Origin of the sequence: Sphingobacterium shayense, assembly GCF_013179575.1 — a bacterium.
Lineage (GTDB): Bacteria > Bacteroidota > Bacteroidia > Sphingobacteriales > Sphingobacteriaceae > Sphingobacterium > Sphingobacterium shayense.
Genome location: NZ_JABMCQ010000010.1, coordinates 23,344 through 46,749, shown reverse-complemented (window position 1 = coordinate 46,749; position 23,406 = coordinate 23,344). Strand labels below are relative to the sequence as shown.

General features: G+C 43.5%; 15 protein-coding genes. 5 read left to right on the top strand and 10 right to left on the bottom strand.

The annotated features are described in order from the left end of the window. The 3 genes from HP439_RS02745 to HP439_RS02735 all read right to left on the bottom strand — a co-directional run. A partial coding sequence (locus HP439_RS02745) for a PepSY domain-containing protein (protein WP_172388819.1) occupies nucleotides 1-425 on the bottom strand: 425 nt, incomplete at its 3' end. A 57-nt stretch (nucleotides 426-482) separates the two neighbouring features. Next, nucleotides 483-1,715 (bottom strand): DUF4374 domain-containing protein, encoded by a 1,233-nt coding sequence (locus HP439_RS02740; RefSeq protein WP_172388818.1) that lies wholly within the window; start codon nucleotides 1,713-1,715, stop codon nucleotides 483-485. A gap of 25 nt (nucleotides 1,716-1,740) precedes the next feature. Then, a complete protein-coding gene (locus tag HP439_RS02735; protein WP_172388817.1) occupies nucleotides 1,741-3,933 on the bottom strand; it encodes a TonB-dependent receptor plug domain-containing protein in 2,193 nt (730 codons plus the stop codon). 965 nt (nucleotides 3,934-4,898) lie between these two features. On the opposite strand from HP439_RS02735, the gene HP439_RS02730 reads away from it, so the two are divergent. Genes HP439_RS02730 through HP439_RS02720 form a run of 3 tightly spaced genes read left to right on the top strand, consistent with a single transcriptional unit; the run spans nucleotide 4,899 to nucleotide 5,768 of the window. After that, nucleotides 4,899-5,075, top strand: a complete 177-nt coding sequence (locus HP439_RS02730) for a hypothetical protein (RefSeq protein ID WP_172388816.1) — start codon at nucleotides 4,899-4,901, stop codon at nucleotides 5,073-5,075. Next, complete coding sequence (locus HP439_RS02725; protein ID WP_172388815.1) at nucleotides 5,062-5,265, top strand: hypothetical protein; 204 nt, start codon at nucleotides 5,062-5,064, stop codon at nucleotides 5,263-5,265. Before HP439_RS02730 ends, HP439_RS02725 begins: the two co-directional genes overlap by 14 nt. Nucleotides 5,266-5,273: 8 nt before the next feature. Next, complete coding sequence (locus HP439_RS02720; protein WP_172388814.1) at nucleotides 5,274-5,768, top strand: hypothetical protein; 495 nt, start codon at nucleotides 5,274-5,276, stop codon at nucleotides 5,766-5,768. A 76-nt stretch (nucleotides 5,769-5,844) separates the two neighbouring features. On the opposite strand, the gene HP439_RS02715 is transcribed toward HP439_RS02720, so the two are convergent. The 7 genes from HP439_RS02715 to HP439_RS02685 form a co-directional block, all read right to left on the bottom strand. Beyond that, a complete protein-coding gene (locus HP439_RS02715; protein WP_172388813.1) occupies nucleotides 5,845-6,066 on the bottom strand; it encodes a hypothetical protein in 222 nt (73 codons plus the stop codon). Nucleotides 6,067-6,402: 336 nt separating this feature from the next. Then, the gene (locus HP439_RS02710; protein ID WP_172388812.1) at nucleotides 6,403-8,871 is read right to left on the bottom strand and encodes a glycoside hydrolase family 2 TIM barrel-domain containing protein; all 2,469 of its coding nucleotides are present in this window, start codon (nucleotides 8,869-8,871) and stop codon (nucleotides 6,403-6,405) included. Nucleotides 8,872-8,915: 44 nt separating this feature from the next. After that, nucleotides 8,916-10,841, bottom strand: coding sequence for a glycoside hydrolase family 43 protein (locus HP439_RS02705; RefSeq protein ID WP_172388811.1), 1,926 nt, complete (start codon nucleotides 10,839-10,841; stop codon nucleotides 8,916-8,918). 78 nt (nucleotides 10,842-10,919) lie between these two features. After that, the gene (locus HP439_RS02700; protein WP_172388810.1) at nucleotides 10,920-12,632 is read right to left on the bottom strand and encodes a RagB/SusD family nutrient uptake outer membrane protein; all 1,713 of its coding nucleotides are present in this window, start codon (nucleotides 12,630-12,632) and stop codon (nucleotides 10,920-10,922) included. An 18-nt stretch (nucleotides 12,633-12,650) separates the two neighbouring features. Continuing rightward, a complete protein-coding gene (locus tag HP439_RS02695; protein WP_172388809.1) occupies nucleotides 12,651-15,728 on the bottom strand; it encodes a SusC/RagA family TonB-linked outer membrane protein in 3,078 nt (1,025 codons plus the stop codon). Nucleotides 15,729-16,160: 432 nt separating this feature from the next. Beyond that, the gene (locus tag HP439_RS02690) at nucleotides 16,161-20,192 is read right to left on the bottom strand and encodes a hybrid sensor histidine kinase/response regulator transcription factor (RefSeq protein WP_172388808.1); all 4,032 of its coding nucleotides are present in this window, start codon (nucleotides 20,190-20,192) and stop codon (nucleotides 16,161-16,163) included. 29 nt (nucleotides 20,193-20,221) lie between these two features. Further along, entirely contained in the window at nucleotides 20,222-22,171 is a 1,950-nt protein-coding gene (locus HP439_RS02685; protein WP_172388807.1) for a glycoside hydrolase family 97 protein, read from the bottom strand. A 312-nt stretch (nucleotides 22,172-22,483) separates the two neighbouring features. Here HP439_RS02685 and HP439_RS02680 point away from each other — a divergent pair, with 312 nt between their 5' ends. Continuing rightward, the gene (locus HP439_RS02680; RefSeq protein WP_172388806.1) at nucleotides 22,484-22,795 is read left to right on the top strand and encodes a GNAT family N-acetyltransferase; all 312 of its coding nucleotides are present in this window, start codon (nucleotides 22,484-22,486) and stop codon (nucleotides 22,793-22,795) included. Nucleotides 22,796-22,806: 11 nt separating this feature from the next. Beyond that, the gene (locus HP439_RS02675; RefSeq protein ID WP_172388805.1) at nucleotides 22,807-23,379 is read left to right on the top strand and encodes a TMEM175 family protein; all 573 of its coding nucleotides are present in this window, start codon (nucleotides 22,807-22,809) and stop codon (nucleotides 23,377-23,379) included. Nucleotides 23,380-23,406: the final 27 nt, after the last annotated feature.

The following is a 23,406-nucleotide window of genomic DNA, read 5'->3' as shown; positions in this document are numbered from 1 at the left end:
TGGCCATCAATAATGAATCGGAAGAAGTCGAATTCGGGGCCACCTACGGTCTGCTGCTTTTTGAGGAACTCTCCTGTATAGGGGTTCATAAAAACCACAGAAAACGTTCGTTTCCCGTTTTCGGTGCCGGAAAATCCTACAGCAGCGGCGCCAGTTTCGCTACCATAGGTTAAACCACTAGGCTGCGCATTAGGTATATATTTAGCAGCCGTGTCGAGAAGTACACTGGGAGGAACATATCCTACTTGTTGTGCTTCAACGAACCGCCATGGTTCTAGCGCATCTTTAATTTCCTGTTGAAAAGCGTAGAAGCAGCCGGTAATACTGACAATGAACACGATTGCCCCTGAAATAAGGCCCACCCATAGGTGTACTTGGTCGTTGAAACGTCTCGCTAGACTTTTATTTTTTGTTTTACCTTTCATATCAAAAACATAATCCGAAGCCTATTTAAAGACATCGGATTACCTATGTTACCTATTTTATTTTATCTGTCCCAAGCCTCCAACAAAAGAAGCATCAACTTGTGCTCCTTTACGGATTGATGCGTTTGCTATGTCGATTTCGTAAATATTAAGAATATTGTTTACGCTGGCGGAAGCATAGGCCTTACCATTTCTGTGAAACGCAGCAAAGCTTCGTCCGCCATTACCTGTAAAGGTTGGCGATCCAGCAACTGCTGTAATTGTCTGCTCTGCTAAATCTACTATCGCAAATTTTAGATTCTCATCTGCCCACTGCGTAGCCTGAGTTCCTGCGCTTACAGTGGCAAATAGCTTGTTGTTGCCCACATATATTGCATGAACGATACGTCCGCCATTTTCAGCCTCTGCAGTTTCGAACAGGTAATCTTGGTCAAATTCCGAGGTACCCGCTGCGATTTTTAATATTGCAGGCTCTTTTGTCCGTTGGGTATAACCGTATCCACTATGTGATATCGTATACACATCCCCCGATTCAGTTGCAAAAATACCAGAGCGCGTACCGAAAGCACCCGCTGGACCGCTGCGGTCATCTTCGATTATTTTCTCCAGCTCGAACTCAGGATAACTGTAGACGGCTACATAGGCCTTATCTGTTTTTGATGTTTTCCATCCCACAGCGTCAAACGGTACGATTGTTTGGAAAGCTTTATCGCCTCGAACGGCGATACCAGTATGTAACATCCACTCATCGCCGATGGGGAAGTTGTCCTTGTTAACGCTAACTTTTTTTGTGCTGGTAATTGCGTTTGAAGCGGCGTCTATAGTTAAAAAGGACATGTCCGTTCCGTCGGTCGGATTTGCCGGTAGCGTTACGGCCAGTAGCGTTTTTCCAGTGCCGTCAATATCCTGAGCATCGGTAACCCTTGCGTTAAGATTTAATCCCGTTTTGACTGCTACTTCGTTGGAAGCATCTACAAAATATGTGTTTACATCTGTTAAGCCTAATCCTCCGATGCTAAAGAAATAATTACCCACCGTAGTGAAATCACGGTAACCATCTTGCAGAAAACCCGCATTCATCAAGGAAAGTTTACCGCTCATCAAGTCGTTGGTCTGGAGAACGTAGTTTGTAGTTCCTTCGGTTGTAGTTACACCTAAGCCTAACGTAAAGACGTTCCCATCAGTAGGTGCTGGAGCCGGGTCGTCGTTATTGCTACAGGCGGTTAACGATATTGCTAGAACGGCATATAAGCTATTTCTGAAGATTTGTTTTAGTTTAATAGTATTCATCACTGTATAGTCTGTTTAAAATAATTTATTGAGTTATAAAATATCGAAGCTTGATAAAAAAAGAGCGTCCTGGTTTCTGAAGTAAATAGTTATCGTACAATTTTTCATTCATTATATTCTTGCACTCTAAAGCAATAACGTATTTGCCATCGTTGATTGAGTAGTCGGCAAACAGGTCATGCGATATTTGCCTCGGGATAATATCGTGGTTATTTTGGCCAATTTGATTGGGGGTAAAATAATACTTTTCGACATAGCTAAGACCATAATTTAGACTTAACGTATTTTTATCGTTAGGCGTGGGGTGTAGCCGCGTACCAATGTTTGCGTTTCCAAAAAGGTAAGGCATATTTGGCAACCGGTAGCCGTAATTTAAATTGGGACTGGTCGTCGTTCCCGTTAAATTCTCACTCACCAGAAACTCTGTGCGGTCGATGATGTCCTGAAATGTAGCATTTACGCTTGCAAATAGTTTATTATTCCATACGTAGCTTAGCTCTGCCTCTGCTCCAGTCGTGCGCACATTACCGACATTGATGAACTGGCGATCGATAGGTTGAACCTGTTGCTGGTCTTGCCGGATATAATCTTTCGCGTTACGAAAGATAAAACTTCCTTCAAAATTCAACCTATGAGGACCTGTTGGAATTATGCTATAAAGCGCTCCAATATTCAGATTGTCACTCTTTTCAGGTTTTAGGTTCGCATTGCGGCGAACAAATAGGCCATCACCTAGCAACTCAACTGCCTCGGGCATCCGGTAGGTATGCTCATACGATGCTTTCGCCTGAAGTTGTGGTGTGATAAAATAAGCGGTTGCGGCACCGTATCCGGCATGTGTCCGATTTAGCGTCGTTGGGACGTAGTCCGCCACCGTATTTGTTGAAACATCTTCGAAAGATTCTGCATGCAGGTCATATAACTTACCGAATACCGTAGAAGTAAAACGCTTGTAGGTCGCTTGCCAGGATAGACCTATGGTCTGCTTACGGAGTCCCTGCGGCATAAGAAATGTAATATTATCGGGGTTTTCCTCATCACTGGATTTTCTCTGAAAATCGGTTAGTGTGTAATTCAACGATACCGCGTGACTATTGTTTAGTGAGTACGTCAGGTTCGCCGAAGTGAGGGCTTCTTTGTCACGATTTTTAAGTTGCGTGCGTGATAGTTCCGCCGTCGTTGTAGGCGCTGTTTCTCCTAGCCAGTTGTAGCGTAACCGGGTGGTATCCACAAAATTGTTGTTTGAAATATTATAAGCACTAAACAGCGTAAGATCTAAGCCATCTAAAAAAAGGTCTGATTTTTTGTATTTTAATGTCGGAATAATTGAGGAGCTCGTTGTCGTTCTTGCACCGAATACTTGCTCCATGGTGATTCCTGTTTGAATATCTTTGTTATTGCCTGCTACCATGGCACCAAATAGCAAGTGGTCGGCATACGAGCGGCCGGTCACGCCAACTTCAACCTGCGCTGCGATGGATTTGTAGGTGTCGTGGAACCGCTCAACTTCCTGCTCGGGGCCCTTCTGCCCGGAGACTAGGTCTATTGGGTTTACGGTGACTTTATAATTGTTATCCGAATAGTTGTAAAACGCATTTGTTCGAACGGTAAAACCTGTTTTGGCATCTGTAAATGCACCGTTAATACTGGCTTTATGGGTATTGAACGATCCATAGCCGTAGGAAACATCGAGGAAATTAGCATTGGTACGCGTTACAATATTAACTGCTCCCCCCAGTGCGTCGGCTCCAAGGTGTACAGGGAGAACGCCTTTGTATATCTCAATTCGCTCTGCCATTGTCGCCGGGAAGTTGTTCAAGGTAAGTGACGATCCGAAGTTGTCCATTGGCAGACCGTCAAGGAAGAACTTCACTTGCCTGCCACTAAAGCCATTTAATGAAAAGCTAAAAGTAGAACCCATGCCTCCATCTTCGCGAATGCGGACGCCTGAAGTTCGGTTTAATATTTGATTGAGGTCAACAGACGAATTATAAAGTTGCTTGGCATCGACAACGTTGATGTTAAACGCCTGTTCCTTGGTCTTTCTAATGCTCGTTTTACCGGTCACTTGAACCTCGTCTACTTTCAACTGTTTAAGGGTGTCGCTCTGTATAGTAGTGGTGGGAGATTGCGCTAATAAATTTGTATTTGCCAAAAATATTAAAACCGCAATTGCCGAATAAATTGCGGCGAGGTAATCTTTTTCTCTACGAACCATCTCCTGCTTCTTATTTAGAATTAGTTTAAATCACGCAATAATAGGGGAAATTCATGGCAATTCAAAGTTCACCCCTCTTTTTTTATCACAAAGAGTGTAAAATATTTTATACATTTCTCGATTAACAAAAAGGTTTTAGCTTTTTAAAAGTCCGTACTGCGGCAGCGTCCAGGATCTGAACTTCTGGAGCAACAGTCATTTTGTGAAGGCTGGTGAACCGGTCTTTTCTATCGTTCTAGTGAATGCCAAAATCGAAGTCCAGGTGCTTCTACCTTAAATAAACGCAGGAAAGGTTGAAAAAGGACAAGATGTCATAATCAAACTGGACAATTATCCTTACAATGGATTCGGATCAATTAAAGGTGTTGTGGAACAGATTTCCTTTGTCACAAATACACAGCAGACTGCTCAGGGGGAAATTCGGCTTCTTTACAAGAATCATGTCATGTGGATTTTTATGGAATGCAAGCTTTGCTCAATATCGTACATAGCTCGTGTACTTTTCTGATAGGTGAATTTTTTTCTAAATGTTCCAAGGGCATAAGATGCGGTACACCTAAACAAATCTCATTATCAGTTTAGACTATATTGTTTAGAAAACTCGCATTTCGATGTGGGAGCGTATTCTATGTACAAAGAATTAACAAAAAAATAATTTGATCCGATCACAAATTTAAAATAATTCTTTTTTTTTGCATATGTCCCCATTGAGATAAAAAGAACTGGACAAAACCACACGGTGTATCGGTTAGTTTTACGTGTAATCAGGGATTTATAATACTGACTGAAGTTAAGTCGCAATAGATACTCAGGATCTCACGAGAAGGGTTTTGTGGACTAAACTTTCAGTGTATGCCATAAAACGAAAAAAGGATACCCTCTGCCGATGGCAACTATACAAAGACAATAAACGGAATAAATTCAATGTATAGTCGACAAAGGATTTTTTTTAAATAAAATACATTATGCAAACAAAAAATTTCACTTTTTTCGATAATGGTTACGGTGACGCTTTACGGCACGCACTTTTCACCGCGTTAAATGCAAACGCGTTTGGCAAGAATGCCGCAATTGAGCTAGGAATAGCGCATGAACAATCCGCACCGATTGTGCTAGCCAGAGTATGCGATGGATATAAATAACAATCAATGGGGAGCAAACTATGGAGATTCATATGACACTATAAACATCCATGAATTTATGAATATTTTTGATCAAGCAGTTGCAGATGGTGAAATTATAATAGTTGGTTTTAATGGTGATGTTCCATTGCCCACTGAACCAATCGGTGATTTTGTGTATGATGGATCTGAGCAATGTTCTGGAAATTAACCGACATTATGGGAAATAAATTGTTTTATAGTATCGGTATTTTGCTTTTTCTCTACAGTCTTGCCGCCTGCAAGGGAAACAAAATGAAAGACGGTACAGATCTTAATTGCGCAAACATTTTAAAAAGTAAAATCACGACTATTAATGCTGGCGATTCAATTGATCTAGATCTGGATTGCTTGGATTTTGATAGAGTCATTATTCTAAGTAACGAAGTTGCCAGAGCAAAATTATCGGAAGAACTTTCATTGTCAAAAGAGTCCAAAGAAAAGATTTTCGATAAAGACTATGAACACTGGAGTATTGTTTGGTTAAATGGTTCGTTGTTGGCTGAAAAAATTGACTTTTCACCGAAGTATCTAATGTTGGATAATTTAATGGGAAGCGCTGGATATCTCGTAATAGAACGAGATAGACTACCAAAGCTATCCGTAGAATTTACGGGAGATTTTTTTGTAGGAACAAAAGACAGTATTCGGGATGTGAAGATTTTGAAAAAGTGAATGCACACGGTTATGTGTACACTACGGCAGAAAGAAAGCTGATAACTAATAAAAAAAAGAGCCTAACTTTATACGTTTAAACTAGAGTCATATCTGCTAAGGTATATGACCTAAAAGTGCATTTTTCGTAAAGAAAACTCACGAGGATGATTTTAGATTTTAGCCTTTTTGAGGATATTTGAAGCTGTTCAGTAAACTTAATGGTAGCTTTTTGAGCAATAGAAGCCTTCGCTCTAGTTTCAAAGCTAAGAGCTTCCGATCCTTTTAATACAGGAACATTTTTAATTGCGATTGCCATAATTCTATTAATTGTCTAATTTATACAAAAATTAGGTAATATCGCTGGTAAAAAGGGTAGATTATTCAAGTAGGAACATGTTCTGTGTGGGTAAGATACCAGTATTTAAATACTCGTAGTCCGCAATGCCAAATCTCTTAAAATAATCGAATCCATAGCAAAACTAGATATGCTGACCTAAAATATTGCATGTCAGAAAAAGCAAGCGTGGGGTGCTACATCAATATCGAAGGAGTAGTTCTAGTGAACCATTGAATGTGATCGAACATCATAATTGTGAGAAACCTATAATAAATTATTACGGGCAGTTCTGCAACTACCCGTAATAATAGGAGCTTATTGCCCAGTTAGGTTTATTTTTTTGTTCACTGGCTTTAACCATGGAGCAGTAAACTGAATTTCTGTTTCTTTCCCGAGGTTTCCTGTGGACTGAATGTAGACAATCATCTTTCCATGATGCGCACGCTGGCGGTTATCCGTATAGTCGCCCATGTCGGAATTATTTCCGGCTTCCAGGCCTAGTAGCCGGGCATTGCCAATGACTTTACAAGTGATCTCATCGTCCGCTATTGCTACCGGAATTCCATTTTCGTCAACTATTTGCAGTTCGATTTGTGCCACACCGCCATTTTCTTTTATTGTAAGTGGCGTGGAGTTTACCAAGGTAATAGCTGCCGGACGTCCGGATGTTTGAATATGATCGCGCGTAATTATTTCGTCCTTGTCATTGAGTCCAATCGCCTCAAGCTTGCCTGCAGCGTAAGGAATATCCCACGATATAATGCCAGTTTTTTTATCGTGAGATCTTTTTTCACCCACCGGTTTCCCGTTTAGCTCTAGCCGGGCCGCTGCTGCGTTCGTGTAACAAACTATACGGATTTGTTGCCCTTCCGTATAGTTCCATACCGGCCATGCATCCATCGATGGATTATCGGATCTGTTTCTATCGTTCACCGGATAGGAGCCGATGTAGGCCATCGGAGTATCCGACCACAGTGATTTACGGAAATAACCTCTTGGTTTAATAAACCCTGCGAAATCCAGAAGCCCCGAATAAAAGCCCCGTGACGGCCATCTGCCGGATTCCCCCAGGTAGTCAATACCGGTCCAAAGAAACTGGCCAAATATATGCTGATTATCGCGAACTGCTGCCCAAGCTTCAAGGTCATGCCTGTTCTCACTGCCGTAGATCACGCGTTTAGGGTAACGCTTATGATCCTCTTGGTAGCGGCTCTCGGTGTAATTGTATCCTGCGATGTCAAGCGCATCTGGGTATTCGGTTTGGTTCGACATAGCGACGCCAGCAAGACCCGCTGTAACAGGGCGAGACCTATCGTATTTGCGTACGATCGAAGCGAGTTTTTTTGCGATAACACCTAGGCGCATCGCGTCGGGGGCATCTTTTTTATAGCCGCCAAACATCGCTTGGGTGAACCCACCCGCTCCATCGCCGTCAAGCACTGGGTGAGAGTAGGGGTCATTCGGATAGTCGACCTCATTGCCGATGCTCCAAGCAAAAATAGAGAGGTGATTGCGGTCTCGTTTGACCATATCAGCTAGATCACGTTCTCCCCATTGCTCGAAATAATCAAAGGACCCCTGAAACCCCGGAGTTCCTACATTCCATCCTTCAAGCCATTTACGCTTAGGAAACTCCCACTCATCGAACGCTTCGTTCATGACTAGCAGGCCTAGCTCATCGCAAAGCTCGTACAATGCGCTCGCCTGGGGGTTGTGACTTGTCCGGATGGCATTCACCCCGATAGATTTTAACGTCAAAAGTCGGCGCCGCCATACCTCAGGATACATCGCTGCGCCCAACACGCCAGCATCATGGTGTATACATACACCTTTCACCTTCATCCATTTGTTGTTTAGCGCGAAACCTTTGTCTGGGTCAAAGGTAAACGAGCGAAACCCCGTTTTTATCTCCGAATAGTCAGTTTTATTCCCATCGACCAAAACAGTTGTTTTTAGTGTATACTGATTAGGGTTCTCCAGATCCCACAACTGCGGGTTTTTCGCCGTCAGTTCCAGCTTCACGGCTTCCGTTACGCTTGTTCCTAACAGTGTTTTAACTGTTTTTTTTGCAACAACCCTACCGTTAGGATCAAGCAGCTCAGAAAGCACAGTTGCTTGCTTGCCCGAAGTACCCTGATTAGTAAGCTCGACTTCGACCTGTAACGTCCCATTATTGCCCGTGAGCTGAGGGTAAGCGTAGACGCCCCACTGCGCAATATGAATGGGAGCAGCTTTGACAAGCCATACATCTCTATAAATTCCCGATCCGGTGTACCATCTGGAGTCGGCGCTCTGGCTGTGATCTACTTTTACGGTGATGATATTCTCTTTGTCGTATTCCACTGCTGGACTTATATCGTAGCTAAAAGAAAGGTAGCCATTGGGACGTGTTCCCAAAGATTTTCCATTTAGAAAGACCTCGCTTCGGTTGTATACACCTTCAAAATAGAGGTATAGCTGTTTCCCCTTATCGCTGCCAGGTATATGGATGCTTTTCTGGTACCATCCGATACCTCCGGGAAGATACCCCGTTGCACTTGCAAGGGTTGGACTAAGAGGAAGGGATACACTCCAGTCGTGGGGGAGTTGTACCCGCTGCCATCGCTGATCTTCATTGCCAATGCCTCTATTGATTGTGGTAGCACTATCGAGGTCACCTAAATGAAAGTGCCAGTCCTTATTAATCCGTGTCGCCTCACCAAATCCGGGCTGGGCGAATATTGTTAGTAAGGGTAGTATTGACAGAAGAGAGAGTAGCGTTATTTTTCTTATTAATTTTTTCATTGTTTTTGCGGTTTGGGATGCTTTTTTTAATCGTTCTACTGGTTTTAATGTGTAGGTTTGATCGGTAATATCGCACCGTGCCGGTCGAAGACGAGTGTGTCCATGCACACCTCTCTATTATAACCTGCGGCATCACCCATATGTATCCCGTCCGGATAGCTAAAACGGTGATAGACAATATACCATTCGTCTTTACCAGGAATCTGTAGAACGGAGTTGTGCCCTGTTCCGTAGATTCCCTGCGTTGTATCCTTTTGTAGGATAAGATTATTCTCAGGAATATCTATCGGGCCATATGGTGAACTGGCGGTGCCATAGCGTACCCTATAATCCGGACTACGCGTGTCGTTTTCTGACCATAAAAAGTAATAGCGTCCGTCCCGATAGATCACGTAAACACCTTCGCGAAAAGTGTCGTCGGGTGTAATTACTTTGAGTGTCTTTTTCTTGATCGAAATCATAGCTTTATTCAGCTCGGCAACGGCAAGATACCCGTTACCCCAGTATAGGAAGCTTTTACCCGATTTTGGATCATTGAATACTGCAGGGTCTATTTCCTGTCCGCCTTTAATACCCGCTGGCTTGCTGTCAATGAGTGGCTTTCCTGAATCTTTGAAGGGACCCGCAGGGTCATTCGAGACGGCAACGCCAATTTTTTGAGCTGCGGTGAAATAGTAGAAATATTTGTATTCTCCATGGATCTTTTTCTCTGTAATTGTTGGCGCCCAGGCGTTACGCGGTCCCCAAGGGACGTCACGTTTAAGATCCAATATAACTCCCTCATCCTTCCAACTTTTAAGATCAGGGGAGGAAAAGGCTTTAAAATAATAACCTCCCCATCCGTCAAAACCGTCGCTTGTAGGATAGAGGTAATATTTGCCCATTTTGTTGGAGTATATGATGTCCGGATCGGCGTAATGGCCATCAATAATAGGATTTTTCTTTAGTGATAGCGGCACATCTTGCGGGGAGCCCCAATGAGCAGTTAGTTTTTTTATTTCCTCACGTGTGAGCGGGATAACAGAGCCGTGGCGGGGATGAAAATCCATACGCACTTGTTTGTCAATTACCTTGAACTGGTCAAGATCCAATGTTTCGGTAAATTGGTAAGATCCTTTGCCGTATACGTCATACATCAGAATATATTTGTCCGAATGGTTAAGCTTAAAAATACTAGACCCTTCAACAGCATCGCTCGTTTGCTGCTTATAACCGGGCTGCTCAATCCATTTTCCGGAAGTTAAGGAGTCGGTTAATGCAAGCTTTATCCCGTTACCATCGCCTTCTGTTTTGTAGAAGAGATAGAATAGCCCGTTTTTATTGATGATGTCGCCATCGATTGTCGATTTGTGGTTTCTAGGGCGAAATAATACTTTCGGCTCGGATTCAAAATCAGTGAATTCCTTATTGGCATAGGCGTAGTACATAATATCGGGCCCCTGGCCATGTTGCATAGACCAGTAAACCATATACTTTCCCGCTGCAGCATCGTAAATGGTTTGCGGCGCCCACACACGCTTTAGATCCTGCTGGCCAGCGTATCTGTCTTGAATGTTAATGATTGCATGATCCCAATGTATAAGATCATTTGACTTAAGCAATATTAAAGCTCTATTGGAGTCCCAGCCTTTCGAGGAGGTCATATCGGTCAGAACCATGAAGAATGTTTTGCCGTCCTGGCCTCGTAGGATATGAGGATCGCGGACACCGCCAGTGCTACTTATTAATTTAGAGTCCAACACAGGGTTGTTGCTATTCAATGCGCGATAGGTATAACCGTCGGTACTGATAGCGAAGCATACCGCTTCGTCTTTTACGGCGTTGCCCTTAAAATATGCAAAGAGGTAGCCAGCATAGTCTTTGGCGCTCGGACCGAATCTGTAATCTTGGGCAAGCGCACTACTTATAACGGCGCAAGTAAGCGTGAGGATAACGGAGCTCCTTAGGAATGATCTTATTATTTTTTGCATCTATTGGTATTTAGGGTGGGGAGCCTCCTTGAACGCTCCCACACCTGGTTTTTATGTTTCTATTCGTTTAAAATTGTATTAGTAGCCTGTATTTTGTTCTAATTTACCATTTGATGATAATATCTCCGCACGCGGAATAGGAAGCCAGTAATGTTTTTCTTCAAACCGGCGATCTGATAGCGCTTCCTTACGCGTGTAAGTAAAGGTGCTTCCATTTTTAGTGATGGTGACACCATATGCAGGAACATTCTCTGTGGTTTCGGCGATCTTCCACCTACGTACATCGTAGAAACGATGTTCCTCGAAGGCTAGCTCCACCCTGCGTTCATAACGAACGTCCTTTCTAAAATCATCTTTTGATCTGCCCGCCGGAATCTCAGGCATCTCTACCGAAGGTCTTGAGCGGACCAAGTTTAATGCTTGGCGCGCACTCATGGTAGCACCCGCTGGTAAAACGTCAGGCCCATATGCCTCGTTTGCCGCTTCTGCATAATTTAATAATATTTCTGCATAACGGAAGTAGTTCCACGGCTGAAAGCCGGCATTGCCCCAAGGGTTCTGGATAGGATAGTCGTCATTTAGGAATTTACGCAGGTAGTATCCTGTCTTGGAAGTATTCCAATTGTCCGAACCATCACGACTATCACGTCCTCCCGGTAGAAAGGTTTCTATCTGGCGTCCACGAAAGTCCGAGCCATTGTGCAGAATCGTCGCGTCAAAGCGGGGATCCCTGTTTGCATACGGATTAGCGGGATCATAACCGGAGGCAGGGTTTACCGATCCATTCGTTAAGAAGGGGGGCATTCCATTTTTCATCTGGTAATCGTCGACCAAATTTTGGTAGGGCGTGTTTCCACCCCATCCACCGTAACCGTTTGGACCATTGGCGATCTCCAGGTGAACGTGATTTGCATTTTTAGTATAGTAGCGGGCAAAAATTGTTTCCGGATTATCGTTAATTAAAAACAATCTGCCGTAGCCACCACCAAAGAGACTGTATTTGTTTAATGCAATAACCTCTGCTGCAGCCTGCGTGGCATCTTCCCAACTCCCTACGTTATACAGCGGACTGGCTGCATATAAAGTCAGTCTGGATTTCACGGCAAGCGCTGCTCCCTTGGTTGCTCGACCGGCCACCCATTCTCCTGAATTGTTCAGGGGAAGTTTCTGTGCAGCTTCGTCCAATTGTGCTAAGATATAATCCATACTTTCCTGGATCGATTGACGCTCAAAAAGAGAAGGGCTCGCTAAGTCATCCGAGAGGTTGTAGACGCTATCGCCCATAAGCACGACTTTGCCAAAGTTACGTAGTAGGTCGTGGTAACGGAACGCGCGGATGAATTGCAGCTCTCCTTCAAGCATGCGCCTGCGTGAGTCGCTAATCTCAATTTTTGAGAGCACTTGCAACGCATAATTGCACTCGCGAATGCTCCGGTAACTGCGTGCCCACAGTGAGCCTGCCGCTCCCATGTTTTCGGGCGACAGCTGCCCGCGGACAATCAGCCAGGTATTGTCGTCATTTGTGTACATGGATTCGTCTGTTATTGATCCCCATAAAGCATATTCGAACCCTCGGCCAAATCCCGGATTGGTGCCATCAGCCTCGCTACCGATGATCCGTTCGCCAATATATCGATTGGTAATAAATGCTTCGAGAAGTACGGTGTCAGATTCGATTGAAGCCGTTGATATCCGGTCCGTAGGCGTCACTTCGAGAAGATTTTTATCGCAAGAAGCAAGGGTAGCCATTCCTGCCACAAGCAGTGCTATATATTTTGTGAATGTTTTCATGTTTAAGTTCCTCCGAGATTAAAATTTAATATTTACGCCGATGTTCATGATACGTTGTTGTGGGTAGAACTGCCCGCTACCGCTATTTCCTTCAGGATCGTAGTCTTTCACTTTGGAGAATGTGAGTAGATTAAAGCCATTCGCATAAAGGCGAAGGCCTCCTAGCTTTAATCGAGACAAGGATTCACTTGCAAAAGTATAGCCGATTTCTACATTTTTAAGGCGTAGAAATGAAGCATCGTTTAACCAAAACGTGTTGTTAAATAAACCCCCACTGACCATAGATGAGGCGCGTTCACCGACTTTGGGATAGTCGCCATCTGGGTTATTAATTGCATTGTAACGGTTGTCGGCCCAGCTGCTGTAGAAATTACCTACAGTACCCGACTCAGGCAGAACATACTGACTGACCTGCGCCTGGCCCGCAAATAATACCGATAGATCGATATTTTTATAGGCAGCCATAAGGTTTAATCCATAAGTAATGCGCGGAATATTACCGTATTTCGAGCGGATCATATCGTCCGCTGTAATTTCGCCGTCACCGTTGAAATCTTCATAGATAAGATCACCAATTTTCGCTCCCGGTGCCTGTGGTGAACCCGCGAGATCTTCCTCGGTCCGGTTAAGACCGATCGCATTATATAGTAACGAGGTGTTCAAAGAATGCCCCGTCTGGCGCTGATGCTCTAAAGTGCCGCTAGCTTCATCGATAAAGATGATTTCATTTTTGGCGTATGTAAAGTTTCCGGAAACTCCCCAAGAGAAATTGCCTGTTTTTTGATAGCCTAGAGTTGCTTCCATACCGCTGCTATTGATCTTACCAATATTTTCAGAAGGTACAAGAGGATCCCCTTCGTAAGGGTTAACGATACCGGAAGTTGCCGGAATCGAAGCATTTCTAGTAGTCAGGATGTTATCCCGTTTCTGCTGGAAGTAGATTGCTTCCAAAGTGAAATTTTCCAAAAACTGTGCATTTAATCCAATATCTAGTTTACGTGATGTCTCCCATGTGATATCCGGATTGGCGAGCTTCGCAAGCCTAATGTTTGGTTGTATTGATCCCACTTCATCTAAGAGAGCTACAAAGCCGTTGGACATTAACAAATAGTTGTCAAAATATTGAAAGCCGTTTACGTTGTCATTTCCTAGGGTTCCATATGATGCGCGAATCTTTAAGTCGTTGAATATGGATTCTTGGTTAAACCATTCTTCCTTGCTGATACGCCAAGCAGCCGAAATTGATGGGAAATATCCCCACCGATTGTTTGGTGCAAAGATCGACGAACCATCAGCGCGGAACTGCCCTTCAAGCATATATTTCTCATCAAAATTGTAAGCAATACGGCTGATCACACTTTGGCGGGTATAGTTGGTGCTGTAACCCGAATTAAGGTAATCGGTAGCCGCTGATCCACCTTGACTGAGTTCAGGAAGCTCCGAAGATAAGTAGTTGAATCGTTGGGCGTCGAAGTAGGAAAGGTGACGCTTGCTCTGTTCATAACCCACGAAAGCATTGACATGATGTTTGCCAAAGTTACGTTCGAAATTCAACTTGAAGTTTCCGGTTATGAGCGATTCGTTTGTTTGTGCCTGTATCAACGTCGCGGCATCATTGTTCCCGCCGACGATAACACTGTTATAAGCATCATCAGCAGCACTGTAATTGTAAAGCAAATAAGGCTTGGAGAAGTTCTTATTAAAATTTGAGGACTTATCAACCGCCAGAAAGCCATCCACTGACAACCCATCGACCCAAGGAAGGTCGTAGCTTGCACGCAGGATGCCGTTGAACACCTGTTTAGGATTTTCAACCGTTCCTGCTAAATCTGTGGCCATTACCGCAGGATTAGCATTCTCGATTCCAGTAGTCGGAAGGCCATTTGGGTAAAATGCCGCTACAATAGGTTTTGCTCGGTAGATAGATCGGAAAATATCACCTGCAGAAGCTATAGGGAACTTTCTGTCTTCCTGTCTTCCAGACAAAGAAAGGCCTACTTTAAAACGATCTGTAATATCTGCTTCTAGGTTCGACCTGAAATTATACTGGTTATATTTGGTAGCACCATCCTTATAGAGACCTCCCTGATAAATTGTTCCTAAGGACATAAAATAGCGGACGCTTTCGGTTCCTCCGGAGACACCCACATTGTGTTGCCCTTGAAGGGCGTTACTTTTTAACGTTTGCTTCGCCCAGTCCGTATTAGGATACATTACGGGATCCGAACCATTACGGAACATTTCTATCTGTTCGGGCGAGTATACTTGGTTGATTCCTCCCTCTTCGCTATTGTCATAAGCAATTTCATTCATCAGGGTTGCATAGGTCGCCGCGTCAGCCATTTTTGGCATACGGGTAGGGGAGCTGAAACCTTGGTTACCGCTATAGGTAATCGTTGGTTTCCCTGTCTTTCCTTTTTTTGTCGTGACTAGAATGACACCATTGGCCGCTCGGTTACCGTAGATAGCCGCTGAAGCATCTTTTAGAACTGAGATGCTTTCAATATCGTTTGGGTCTAGGCGTTCTAGGCCACCCACTTGTCCGGGAACACCGTCGACGACGATAAGCACATCGTTATTTCCATTTGTTGCCTGACCGCGTACGGTAATGGAAGAACCATCATAACCAGGCTCTCCACTACGATTGTTGATGATAACGCCAGAGAACCGGCCGGCAAGAGAATTTGATAGGTTGGGCTGCGGGCTTTTCACAAGCTCTTCTCCCTTAACCTGGGAAATTGACCCCGTTAAGGTCGCTTTACGCTGCGTACCATAGCCCACGACCACTACATCTTCTAAGGTTTGTTCGTCTGTTTGGAGCAGAATTTGATAACTGGTTTTATTGTCCAGCGTCACACGTTGGGTGATATAACCAATATAGGACACGACCAGTACGCCATCATCGGCATTAATTTCGAAGTGCCCCGAATCGTCGGTCGTCGTGGCCTGCGTACCACCTTCCAATAGAACGGTAGCTCCGGAAATCGGACTATTTTCGGAGGTTACAACATGGCCCGAAATTTTTCTTTGCGCATACACCAGGGTAGGGACAACCCAAACCAGGATGTACAGGAATACAATTTTTAGTTTGTTCATAATGTGTTAGTATAATTGAACTTTAAAATAATGCAATCTAGCGCTGCTCGGAGAGTTCATTCGTACATAGGAAATGTAGGAGTGTGATGCTTTTACGTGCTCTGAAGCTAACTAGATTTATAATTGAATAACAGATCAAACTTAACCTACTTCAGTACATAAAAGCATATACAAATCCGTCAAAAAACATATATTATTTCGTCAAAAGTGACTGTAAAACATGTTTTAAGTGAGATAGGAGGAAGCTTGCCACCTTAGATGCCGGTTTTTTGAAAGGTGCATCGCCGGGTGTATAGTTATAACCGGAGGGAACAAGACAGTTATTCGGAAAGTGCGAGCTTATTTATAAACAGGTGCTGGAGACAAGATGCATTATCTGACGATTTTGATCCGATTTTAGACGGGCAAGGTTGTTAGCCAGTCTGAATCTGGTTAATTTATGTTTTGGGTAGATTCCTGTTTTTGAAACTCCGACGGTAATACTCCGAATTCTTCTTTAAAGCACTGGCGGAAATAAACAGCGCTGTTCATGCCGACCATAAAACTAACTTCTGTGATATTATATTGTCCTGATCGAAGAAGTTCAGCAGCTCGATGTAGCCGTACCTTACGTACCAACTGATTTATATTTTTACCTGTTAGGGCTTTTAGCTTACGGTAGAGGGTCGACTGACTCATATTCATCCTTTCTGCGAGTTTCGCAGCATCAAGGACGTCATCTTGCAGATGATCGCGAACGATTGTAACAAAATCTTGCACAAAGGCGTTCTCTGGAAAGGGATCCTGCCCTATAGAATCTTCTTTGGGAGAATCAACGTTGCTGCTTTCAGCAAGCTTACTGAATATTTCTGCATAGGTAGCCTTCTTCTTGCTAAGGAGGTTCTCGATACGATTAAACAAAACAGCTGCACTAGTAGGTTTGGTGAGATAAGAATCTACTCCCATCGCATACCCTTTTTCGCGGTCAATATCCGTATCCTTCGCCGTTAGGAATACTACGGGGATATGACTGGTGTCCCGTTCTGATTTCAGCTTATTCAGCAGCGTATAACCGTCGGCACCGGCCATCATCACGTCGCTGAGAATTAGATCCGGAACGTGCTTTTTAGCGAGCGCATGGCCAGTGTCTCCATCTTGGGCGCAGAGAACTTCGTACCGCGATCCTAAGATGTCAGTGAGGTAGTTTCGAAGATCGGGATCGTCCTCCACAAGCAGGATTATCGGTGGCCTGTCGTCTTCTTTTGTTATTTCAGGGTCTGTGTGAGGGGGTAGGGCCTTGGTAGTCTCTTCTTTTACCGAGTTGGTAAGCAGTCTAACTGTAAAGATTGTACCGCTGCTAAGCTCGCTTTCCACGGAGATTTTACCACCGTGGATGGATACAAGCTCCTTGGTTATTGCTAAACCCACGCCCGTGCCATGCCCCTCCGCTCGGGGGATTTGATAAAACTTATCGAATATTTTTTCGATGTGTTCCTGACCAATACCATCGCCTGTATCCTGTACTTTTATGATCGAATATTTGCTTAACCCGCTAACTTCATAGGCTAGGCTAAGCTTAATGGAACCGTTTTTTGTATGTTTATAGGCATTACTCAGCAGGTTGTCGATGATATGCTGGATAATTTCGGGATCAAATAGCGTCCGATGATCCACCTCCGGAACCTCAGCGGTAAAGATTAAGTTTTTGTTCGTGTTGAGCTCGGTATATTTCTGAACCAGATCGCTTAACATTTCCCCGAGGTAACCTTCCTCGAGCACTAGCGGTTTGTATTGTGATTCTACCTTTCGAAATTCTAGTAATTGATTCACCAACGAGAAGAGTCTGTTCGCACTCTTTTGGACAGTGCGTACCAGAACCTTTTGGCGCGAAGGAAGTTTTGTGTCTAGTAGGAGGTCGTCCAGTGGGCCTAGAATAAGCGTAAGCGGCGTTCGTAGCTCATGGGTGATGTTTGTATAGAAGTTTAATCGCTCGTTATAGAGCTTCTCGTCCTGGAGGTGTTTGTGCGCAATCATTTGTAGCTCGGCTTCGGCTCTTATTTTTTTTATGTATAAAAATAAAAGTACCCAGATTATTATAACAATGATCGAGGCGTAGACAATCCAAGCCAGCTTACTTAAATAGAACGGAGGCTTGATCTCGATGAACAGCTGGGTATAGTCCGCCGACCATGTTCCATTTTTCATGCGCGTTCGTACACGGAGTTCGTAGCTACCGTGGGGAACATTTCGAAAATCGAGATTTCGCTCGTTAGCCAAAAACAACCAATCCGCGTCATGGCCATACAGCATGTAGCTGAATTCAACGAGCTCATGGAGTCCGTAGTCCATCACCGCCAATTCTACACGGAAGCTATTTTCGTTATGTCTGAGTACAACTTTTTGCGTACTGGCAGGAAATTTATCTTCTTGTGGCCGCGTTTCACCGCTATTAAAAACAGAAAATCGGCTGATGAAAATCGGCGATGAAGGTAAGTCCAATGGAATTTCAGATGGTTTAAAATAGCATAATCCGTCCTGCATTCCGAAATAAAGCTTTCCTTGGGAATCTTTCATCACACTACCATTTACAAAACCGCCGACGGGTATCCCGAAAGATTCGTCGTACAGTAGAAAGCGATTTTCTGAAGGTAGATACCGGATTAAACCCGATTTAGTTGAGCACCAAATGCTCCCGCTGTCGTCTTCACTGATGGCGTTAATGATGTGCCAGGCATCGGCACCTTCAGGCATTAGGATGCGCAGCTGTCCGATGGGAAGGCCGACCTCCTGTACGGCGATGCCTTCATTGGTTGCAACCCAGATGTTATTATTTTTATCGGAGTACAGGTGGTTGATCGTATTGCTCTTTAATACATCGTCACCCGAAAGTCGTTTTATGAGCGTTTGTTCGGCGTTATAGATATATAAACCTTGGCCGTACGTGCCTATCCACACATTACCTTTGCTATCTTCTACGAGTGTACGCGGAGCGTAGTCACCGAGCATCGGATCGTTGATCAGTAGTTTTTTAGATTTTTTCGTTTGGACATTGTAAATGAAAACACCCTGTTTGGCAGCAATCCATAACTGCTTATCTCGGGTTTGGATAATAGCTCTTACCTCTGTGACCCTCTCTCCTAAATCAATCTGCTGCCAATTATTATTATCGCTATTATACCGTACGACCCCTCCTTGGCGCGGTCCTAACCATAAATCGTTATTTTGATCGGAAAAGCAGGAGAATAAAAAGTTGTCGCCAAGTCCGCTTCGATCGTTTAGCTGCTTTAATAAGTTTCCTTGAGCATCAAGCCGAATAATGCCAGTACCTTCGGTTACCAACATGGTTTGCTGATCCCTTTGCTGAACGATACCGACCACTGGCGATAAAGGAGAAAGGCTCGGCTTTCCACTTTTGTCCATAGGTGGAAAAATCTGGAAAAAAGGCTGCACATGACTGATAAAGTCTACGCCGCTCCCATATATGGCAACCCATATATTTCCAAATCTATCCGGTGTTATTTGTTGAATCGATGCGTTATTTCCTCTTTTAAGATCCAGCGTGCGGAAACTGTAGGTATCCTGGATGCGTGTTGATGGATTAATAATAAACAGCTTAGAAGATTCCGTGCCCACCCAAATTTCGTTATCTATTTCCTTAATGGAATAAACGAACGGCTCATTACTATTTTTCTTACCTCCGTTTAGATGTACCTGGCTTATCGATTGTGTTCGTGGATCGTATAATGCAAGACCTCGACGCGTACCGATCCAGATATTATCACGTTTATCTCGGAATAAGGCTTTTACCTCGTTGTCCGGGAGGGCGCCTCTGGTATTGTCCACATTGAAATTTACTAGAGTGCCGGTCATAGGATTAAAGACCGTCATGCCTTTGTTTACATGCCCTATATAAAGCAGCCCCTTGCCATCTTTTTCCAGCGACCATATTCCGTTTTCTGGGAAGTTTGGAATTGTTTCGGTGTTAAAGCGCGTAAATTTTTTCGTCTTTTTATCAAAACGCTGCAAGCCTCGGTGATAGGTTGCCAGCCAGAGCTGTTGCTCTTTGCCCTTCAAAATATCCGTAATGTCGTTCGTCGCAATAGAGTTTGTATCGCTGGAATCATGCAAATAATATAGAAATCTGTTTGTTTTTAGGTCAAGGACATTTAATCCGTTAGAGCGTGTGCCGATGTATAGTTTTCCCTCGTCGTGGCATAAAGTGTTTACTTCGTTGCTATTGATAGCGGATCCATCCATCTTTTCAGACTGGTAGTACGACTTGAATTGTCCGCTTGCAAACCGGTTGAGGCCGAGTTCAGTGGCGATCCATGTATAGCCTTGCTGGTCGTGTACAATATCTAGAACCTGTTGATTGGATAGGCCCTGCTGTATACCGAAATGCTCACTTACAGGGGTTGGTTGGCATAATGCCAGGCTTACCTGCAAGAAGCATATCCATAATAATATCGGCCATTTATTCATCATTCTCTTCCCACAAGCGTTACCTACGGCTGTTATTGTCCAACGATGATTGCTCCACCGCCAGCAGGGACGGTTAATTTTATTTTGGCGCCCTTCTTCTTTTTTAAAGATACGGATTCAATCTGAGGGTCGCCCGTGGAGGTGTCGCTTAATAATTTCGCCTGATGATTTTTTAACATCGGTAGTGATAATTCGATCGTTTTGGTTTGGTTCTCGGCATTGATAGCCGCAACATACCACTGTTCACCGTGACGGCGCGCTAGCACAACGTATTTACCTGGATACCCATCTAGGAAGACCGTCTGATCCCAAGTGGTAGGGATGTCTTTCATGAAGTCTATCACATGGGAAGGCATATCCGTTAAATTATTTGGGGTAATCCCAAAATTTTGTACTGGTGTTTGAAAAAGGATCGCCGTTGCGAGTTGAAACGTTTCCGTCGTTTTTCGGATTTTACCGTTCTTGTTTGCTTTATCGTGTCGTTTATTCAGAAGGACGGGGCCAAAATCCATCGATCCCACAGCGTTTCGGATGAAAGGATGCAAAGTAGCATTATATGCCTCCGCGTCGTTCGCTTCTTGGGTGAAGATAAGGTTTTCCGAGGCAAGGACGGCTTCGCTGCCAACAAAGTTTGGATACATGCGCTCCCATCCGCGAGGGAGTGTACAGCCGTGAAAAATTACAACTAAACCATAGTCATTAGCATCAGCGAGAATATCTTCATAAAGCTTCATTGTTTCCTGTTTATCCCCACCAAAGAAATCAACTTTTATGCCCTTGATTCCTATCTGCTGCATCCATGCCATCGCTTTCTTGCGACCTGTGGCGGAGTTCATGCTGTTCTTTGGCCCCTGGGGTGCATCATTCCAGTAGCCATTGGAATTATACCACAAGCATAATCCGACATTCTTATCAGCAGCATATTGGGCCAGCTCTTCAATTTTTTCTTTTCCAATTCGCGAGTCCCACCAGTTGTCTACCAACGTGAATTCATAGCCCATAGCTGCAGATAGATCAACAAATCTCTTCTGATCGTCAAAGTTGATGCTACCATCTTGCCATTCCAGCCAGCTCCATGTTGCTCTGCCGAAGGTATATGTTTTGGAGGGTAGATATTGCGGTTTAACCACATCAAAGGAGATTGTTGTTTCGACGATCGATTTTAGTGTGCTGCCCAGTGTTATGGTGCGCCATGGGGTATATCCAGGTAATGCGATGGTTGGTTGCGCGCTTCCCAATCCGTTGTTTTCTCCTTGTTCGGGGAAGGCAAGCTGAAAGAAACCTTCATTTGTACCTTCGCTTAGCTTAGACCCACAATAGAGGCCATTTACTCCCGTTTCTGAAACAAGAACCCAGCCCCGATCACCTACATGAAAGAGCGCTGGAAAGGTATAGCCTAAACCATATTCAGAGGGAACACCCATTGCCTGATCGGCGATATACTTTTCTTCGTAACTAGGCTTTGTTTTCATCCAGCCACTCATTGCAGGTGCTTGAGGAGTTAAAAAAGTGGTCGTGATTTTTGGAAATTTGAAGCCAGTTGCTTCTTCTGCAATCTTAAAGTTCGCCGGTTCACCAACCTGAGGTACATGATAGCGGAAAGCGATATTGTTGTCACTTACTTGAAAAATGACCTCCAATTTTTGTCCAGCTTCGTTTTCGAATAAACCGATAAGCTGATTGGCTTTATATTCAACGCTGCTCTGTTTAATTTTTGGTTCGTTGTAGCTGTGCGCAATGGGTACTATTTTATGATCCGTTAATTTTAAACTTGAACTAAGATCCACAGCTTCACCTTTTAATCCAAGGGGAGAATCTTCAAGAAGTTCATTTCCTCGTAAAGAGGCATTATAAAATAGCTTTCCCTCATTTAGCGTTAGTGAGACAACGAGATTTTCATCGGGACTTGTAACAGTAATGGTTTGTCCTTGGGAAAAAAGACACAGTGTGAGTAGCTGCACAAGAAGGAAAAGATCTTTCATAACGGTTAATAATATAGATTTAATAACGGATAAGGGGGGAAGTCATTAGAGACGTTCTCTCTTTATTCGAAGTTAAAGTTAAATTAATTTTTTAAATGTATAAAATACATTTTAAATATCTGATTGATCGTTAAGCGATCAAATTTTTAGCCGCTTTCGGTTGCGGGTAATCTTAGTATACCGATAATGAATTCCACAAAATTGACAGATCGGACCTTAAAGCAGTATTATCTTTGAAATACCAGCGCACTTTGATACCTTTATTTGAATGTTGGAAAGAAATTGAGTGGCCCCTAATACTAATCAACGCATATGAAACAAGCATTTGACAACCTATCAATTGAGAAGAACACGAATAGTCATCGTTTTGAACTAATAGTGGAGGGATATACAGCTTTTATCGATTATAAAGAGCGAGGTAATATCATCACATTAATTCATACTGAGAGCCCCGAGGAGCTTAAAGGAAGGGGCGTTGCAACAGCTTTGATTGAAAAAACTCTACATTACCTGAAGGATAATAGCTATGTCTTAGTGCCGCTTTGCCCTTTGGTTTTTGCGTATATCAAAAGACATCCTGATTGGATAGATATAGTGCGGGATGATTTTAAAGACAGATTTTAACAAATTGACCTATGACGACCGGAAGATTAGAGGCATTCAGTGATGGTGTGTTAGCGATTATTATAACGATAATGGTTTTAGAGCTGAAGGTACCCCATGGAGATGATTTCCATAGCATTTCGCTATTATTGCCAAAAATTCTTAATTATATATTAAGCTTTATTTATGTAGGTGTTTACTGGAACAATCACCATCATCTGTTTCAGGCTATAACGAAAATCAATGGAGCAATCCTCTGGGCTAACCTTCATCTATTGTTTTGGTTGTCTTTGCTCCCTGTTGCAACAGGTTGGATGGGCGAGCATTATACGGACGAAGCCCCTGTCGCAATTTATGGCGCCATATTGTTACTGTGTAGTATAGCCTTTGCAATGGTTGAAAAGGCTGCCTTAAAATTCGAAGGAAAAGAATCTAATTTGGCAAAATCATTGGGGAATCAAAGAAAAGAATTAATATCCGTAGTTGGATATTTGTTAGGTATCGGATCGACGATTGTTTATCCACAGATGGGTATTGCTGTATATTTTTTGATTGCTTTGATGTGGATAATTCCGGATAAGCGAATTGAGAAAATTCTAACCTAACTTGGAATTATTAATTCAGTATATTAC

Coding starts and splice junctions, on each gene's coding strand:
- HP439_RS02740 (WP_172388818.1), bottom strand. CDS start 1,715: ATGAATACTATTAAACTAAAACAAATCTTCAGAAATAGCTTATATGCC.
- HP439_RS02735 (WP_172388817.1), bottom strand. CDS start 3,933: ATGGTTCGTAGAGAAAAAGATTACCTCGCCGCAATTTATTCGGCAATT.
- HP439_RS02730 (WP_172388816.1), top strand. CDS start 4,899: ATGCAAACAAAAAATTTCACTTTTTTCGATAATGGTTACGGTGACGCT.
- HP439_RS02725 (WP_172388815.1), top strand. CDS start 5,062: ATGGATATAAATAACAATCAATGGGGAGCAAACTATGGAGATTCATAT.
- HP439_RS02720 (WP_172388814.1), top strand. CDS start 5,274: ATGGGAAATAAATTGTTTTATAGTATCGGTATTTTGCTTTTTCTCTAC.
- HP439_RS02715 (WP_172388813.1), bottom strand. CDS start 6,066: ATGGCAATCGCAATTAAAAATGTTCCTGTATTAAAAGGATCGGAAGCT.
- HP439_RS02710 (WP_172388812.1), bottom strand. CDS start 8,871: ATGAAAAAATTAATAAGAAAAATAACGCTACTCTCTCTTCTGTCAATA.
- HP439_RS02705 (WP_172388811.1), bottom strand. CDS start 10,841: ATGCAAAAAATAATAAGATCATTCCTAAGGAGCTCCGTTATCCTCACG.
- HP439_RS02700 (WP_172388810.1), bottom strand. CDS start 12,632: ATGAAAACATTCACAAAATATATAGCACTGCTTGTGGCAGGAATGGCT.
- HP439_RS02695 (WP_172388809.1), bottom strand. CDS start 15,728: ATGAACAAACTAAAAATTGTATTCCTGTACATCCTGGTTTGGGTTGTC.
- HP439_RS02690 (WP_172388808.1), bottom strand. CDS start 20,192: ATGATGAATAAATGGCCGATATTATTATGGATATGCTTCTTGCAGGTA.
- HP439_RS02685 (WP_172388807.1), bottom strand. CDS start 22,171: ATGAAAGATCTTTTCCTTCTTGTGCAGCTACTCACACTGTGTCTTTTT.
- HP439_RS02680 (WP_172388806.1), top strand. CDS start 22,484: ATGAAACAAGCATTTGACAACCTATCAATTGAGAAGAACACGAATAGT.
- HP439_RS02675 (WP_172388805.1), top strand. CDS start 22,807: ATGACGACCGGAAGATTAGAGGCATTCAGTGATGGTGTGTTAGCGATT.